We start from the raw sequence: 4,841 nt of genomic DNA on the forward strand, positions 1-4,841 counted from the left end.
CTACGCCGGCACTTCCTCCACCGTATATTCCACTTCCTCACTCCAGTCTCCATAACCGTATTCATTTTCAGCACGCACACGGTAAACTCTTCTACCTGCGGGCGGCTGATAAGTATAGGAATTGTTTTCACCCGCATAAAGCTCTGTCCAGTTAATTTCATCTTCCGAATACACGAACTGATAACCTGTGGCTGTTTCCACTTCATTGCAGGAAACAGTCATGTTGGGTCGGATGAAATCGACAGTGAGAACCGGAGCAGCAGGAACTTCTTCGGGCGGTTCACCGGGCGAGTAATCATATTTGTATCCGTAAGTACGAGCTATACGACGCTGGCTGGGTTTATCCATCTTGCGGGTATTGAACATGAGCTGTTCATAAACATCATCGGCAAATTCTTCGCCAGTTGGTCGCAGTTTTGCCTGTGCTGCCAGAGCTTCATCATGAGTTCTGTCTGCCATGGCAAAGTCGGCATATTCGGCATTAGCTGTATCGAGCACTGCCTGGATCTCTGCTACAGATGGACTGAGAATAGTTGGATAGCCGTCCGCCACTGCTCTGCCGTCACCATCGATTATTGCCTGGGCAATATCAAGCCAGGCAGTAGCAGAATCAGGATGAGGAGAGATACCATCCAATGGTAAACCATAATAAGCTAAAATTTCCGGCGGATGATTCATTCTCTCTTTTCTTCTGCGGACATTTTCCCATGTATCCCGGCAGTATTTTTCCAGTATGGTTAATGATTCTCCTTTTTCCCTGACTTCCTTCATTTTGTCTTCTGATGCTGCTAATACTCTGTTATGGGCTGTTTGAAAATCCGGTATAAAGGCTGCAATGGCATCCAGGGTTGCCTGCTGCACATAATTGCGACCGGCAAGATTATCCTGATTTCCGGTCAAGACAATATCGAGTAATAACCTGATGAGTTTTTTGATCCCGGTTGGCTTTTTAAGAATGGGCATATTTCCTCCTGTGATAATTTTTTCCGATAAATTTATATGTCTTAAATATTTTGCAGACAATAAATGTCAATATTTTTATCGATATTTATTTATTTTGATGGAATTAAGTGATTACTTGTCAAATTGATAATATGATAATTTTTGCGAATATAAGCGAATTCCATGCTCGGAGGATATGACTTGGAAGAAAAAGTAGCATTTCCCGAGCACGGAGCTGCTATCTGAGAAAAAAAATTACATTTCCCGAGCCCGGAGAATATAATTTTGGAGAAAAAGTAGCGTCTCCCGAGCCCGGAGAATATGATTTTGGAGAAAAAATAGCATCTTCCGAGCTCGGAGAATATGATTTTGGAGAAAAAGTAGCGTCTTCCGGATGCGGGTAGATGGTTGGAAGAAGAAAGAACTATCCTCTAACGATTCCCCTTTGCCCGGTTGTGTGTCTTGCATAACATCTGGCAGTTCGAGATATCAGATGCTCCGCCCCTGCTCCAGGCTGTTACATGGTCAGCATCCATATCCTTCAATGTCCAGATCTTATTTTTATTTGCACTATGACCTATTGCACAAAGAGGACAGTTCGATTTTTCTTCCTTCTTTGCTGAATCAGTCTGCTTCTTATAAACCTTATTCTTCGTGGCTTCGTCAAAAACTCTGATGTTCAGCAATCTCGTCTCAACCGAACCGCCAAGTATATATTCAAAAATACCTTTATTATTTGTTACATAGGGATCGTCATAGAGCTTGTGTAATTCTGCTGACACTTCTCCGGGATCATACGCTTGATTATGATAATCTTCATACAATCGACCCCACTCAAGACCGCGCATCTCGTTCAGAACATCATCAAAAACACCGGATACCCAATCTATCACGCTGTTGAAATAGGTTTTTAATTCGGTTATATTATCATCATAACGATGACGGCTCATATAGTCGCCGATATTACCTTTGCTGACCCAGTCCAATGCCTTCTCCAGAAATTCCTGACGATTGGCACTGCCTTTTATATATGCACTCCACTTCTGAATGTTTGCATTTCGGCTGTTACTGAACTCCTCTTTACCTTTGGTGACAAACGGACCGGAATAAACAGCGTTCAGAAGTTCCTGATTATTAAGAGGAATGCCGACAATATTGATCGTCCGGAACCACTCCTTGATCTCGCTTTCTTCCCCTTCACATTCGTATATGGTCAGCCTGGTATCTAATATCCTGGCTTGTTTATCAGCAGCAATACCATCAAAATACTGCTCCATCCCGTTCTCATCTTTGACCGCAAATTTGTTGGTTACATATCTCCCAAAACTGGTGATGCGCTGCTGCCCGTCCAATACTTCCAGCTTATTTTCACTCACTTTGTTGAAATAGATCAAGCCCAGCGGATAGCCCTTGAGGAGAGATTCGATGACAGCTACATCCTTCTTGCCGTCCGCATAGATGTAGTTACGCTGATATTCCGGCTGGATGGTCAGTTTGCCGGATAGACCGAACAAGCCCTTGCCTTCCAGTTCGTTATAAACAAAGCCCTGGCAGATGTCTTTGACCGTGATGTTTGTTTTTAGATATGTTTTCATTTTTTATTTCCTATGTTTGATTAATATTCTACCATATGTTCGTTTTCCATTTACAATTGTACATCCTCCTCTATCTTCTGAATGTGAACGATAATTCAATCTTTTTAAAATTTTTTTAGGTGCTGATGCTCGTGTATTACCACTTGCTTGCCATACGATTTCAAACTGTTCCGGGCAATATTTATCGAGAAAACTGATAGGTACACCCATTATATCATCATAATCACTCGGGATAGCATTGGTAAATGGAATTTCGATAGCATCGTAGTTATCATAATGCACATAGGAAGTTTTTCCCCGCAGCTTCTTGTTGAATTTCAGGTTTTCTTTCATAGACATAAGCGGTAATGGTTGATGTCGCCTGCCGTGGTCTATATTGGTAAACCAGCGAACTCCTTTGATCCTCAAGAATTTCCTTCCTTCTTCATCGATCCTCCAACCAGCTGCATTTATTGGATAGTTATCAGGCACTTGAAATTCTCGGTCTCCGCTACTTATACTTGGACCAAACCACATTTTATTCTCTTTGATCAGAGGAAAAACTTCCTTATAGGTAATGGCATTCATATTGCCAATTATTAAAAAGTCTTTATCTGCTTGCACAATCCACGCCAGGAATTCCCGGAACAGGGAAAAAGGCGGATTGGTTATAATAATGTCTGCTTCATCACGGAGTTTCTTTACTTCCTTACTGCGGAAATCACCATCTCTTTGTAAGTAATGCCAATCCAGGTCTTCAATATCTATCTTGCCGTCTCCGGTCTTGTCATGATCTAAAGTAAATATTTTTCCTAATATGGTGGTTTTGTCTTCATCATATTGCGAATCTGTAGTCTCGAACCAGGTAGGCTGGTATCCGTCTTTGTATTTTTTGCTGGCAGAGGCATAGCTGGTGCTGATCAGTTTCTTAATACCGAATCTTTCAAAGTTCTGGGCGAAGTATTTGGTAAAATTGCTCCATTCCGGATCATCACAGGGCAGGAGTATTGTTTTCCCTCTAAACACATCAGGATCATAATCAATATAAGCATTTATCTCTTTCTCTATATCGTGGTATTGCGTATAGAATTCGTCGTTCTTTGCTCTTTTGGCTTCTGTCAGGTTTATGTTCGGCATATTTTTCTACTATTTAATCCCTTTGTTTTTGTCTAATAACATAATTTCTTATTCCTTTAGCGATAAGTCTTGAAAAACAACATTATTGTCAAAATATTTCTTCCTTTGCTTCAAATATGGAAAAACTTCTGCAGGTCAATCCCTTTTTTCTTCAGTCTTTTCCGGAAATAGAGCAGGAAAACAACCAATGGAATAATGCAGGCAAAAGCAACGATCGACCAGCTGAGAAGCAACTTTCCCTCCATATAGTTATGCAGAATAAAATCCAGGAAAAGCAGAAAAATCCCGACACTTATCATACTGCTTGCTAAAATTCCGAAAACCGATACTCTTGTTTTCCTGAAAAAGAAGGTATTCAGGATTGTGAGAAAACTCAGACATAGAACAATCGGTAAGGCTAATCTGAAAAACCATGGTTTTGCCATAATGAACAAATCCAACACCCATAGCAATATCAATAAAACTAAAGTTTCAAGTATGATTTGAAGATAAGTTCTTGTTTTCAAACGGAAAATAAAAGTGAAGGACAACCAGACAAAAATAATGGAAACTAAAGGAAATCTCGACCAGGTGATGTTTGTTCCGTAAGCAAAATCAACTGCAAAGATCACAATGAATCCGGCAAAGGAAAGGAATGTTACTAACTCCCAGAGCCAGGATCTTGACTTTCTGCTTATTTCCGGAATTAATTTTCTGGATTGAATTTCTTCGGTTTCAGCAGGTTCTGTAAATTCTCCCAAAGGTGTTTTACAAAGCGGACAAAATTTAAGTCCTTCCTCGATTTCCACACCGCATTTTTTACAGATCGGCATTTTATTCCTCCGTCACTTTAACAGGAATTCCCATATCGCTGATTTTTGTAAAGAAGAGTCTTTCCAATTCCCGATTCTCGATACAGCTGCAAAAAGTAATATGCAAGTCATTTCGATAACTGATGATCGAACAGCTTTTCTTCATCACCCGGTTTGGATAAAGCAGAACCCGGAACGACTCGATAAATGGAGTCATTTCTTCCGGAACACTCACTTTTCCCATATTGGATAAAACTCCTGAATAAACATTTTCGCACAACCTGGAATACAGCCAGGACAGATGAAGGTCTTTTAAAAAAAGAGGTAAAATCCGCACCATCGGATTGAGTTCTGCTCCGACATTGCGGGAAATCTGCCTGCTGAGCTCTTTGCTGTC

At 40.7% G+C, this 4,841-nt stretch carries 4 protein-coding genes; all 4 read right to left on the reverse strand.

Annotation, left to right across the window (positions count from 1 at the left end):
- Entirely contained in the window at positions 1-963 is a 963-nt protein-coding gene (locus ENL20_01795) for a hypothetical protein (protein HHE37290.1), read from the reverse strand.
- A gap of 410 nt (positions 964-1,373) precedes the next feature.
- On the reverse strand, positions 1,374-2,537 hold the full coding sequence (locus tag ENL20_01800) for a DUF262 domain-containing protein (GenBank protein HHE37291.1): 1,164 nt from the start codon (positions 2,535-2,537) through the stop codon (positions 1,374-1,376).
- A 3-nt stretch (positions 2,538-2,540) separates the two neighbouring features.
- A complete protein-coding gene (locus ENL20_01805; protein ID HHE37292.1) occupies positions 2,541-3,653 on the reverse strand; it encodes a DNA methyltransferase in 1,113 nt (370 codons plus the stop codon).
- 110 nt (positions 3,654-3,763) lie between these two features.
- Positions 3,764-4,465, reverse strand: a complete 702-nt coding sequence (locus ENL20_01810) for a hypothetical protein (protein HHE37293.1) — start codon at positions 4,463-4,465, stop codon at positions 3,764-3,766.
- Positions 4,466-4,841: the final 376 nt, after the last annotated feature.

This window comes from Candidatus Cloacimonadota bacterium (assembly GCA_011372345.1).
Lineage (GTDB): Bacteria > Cloacimonadota > Cloacimonadia > Cloacimonadales > TCS61 > DRTC01.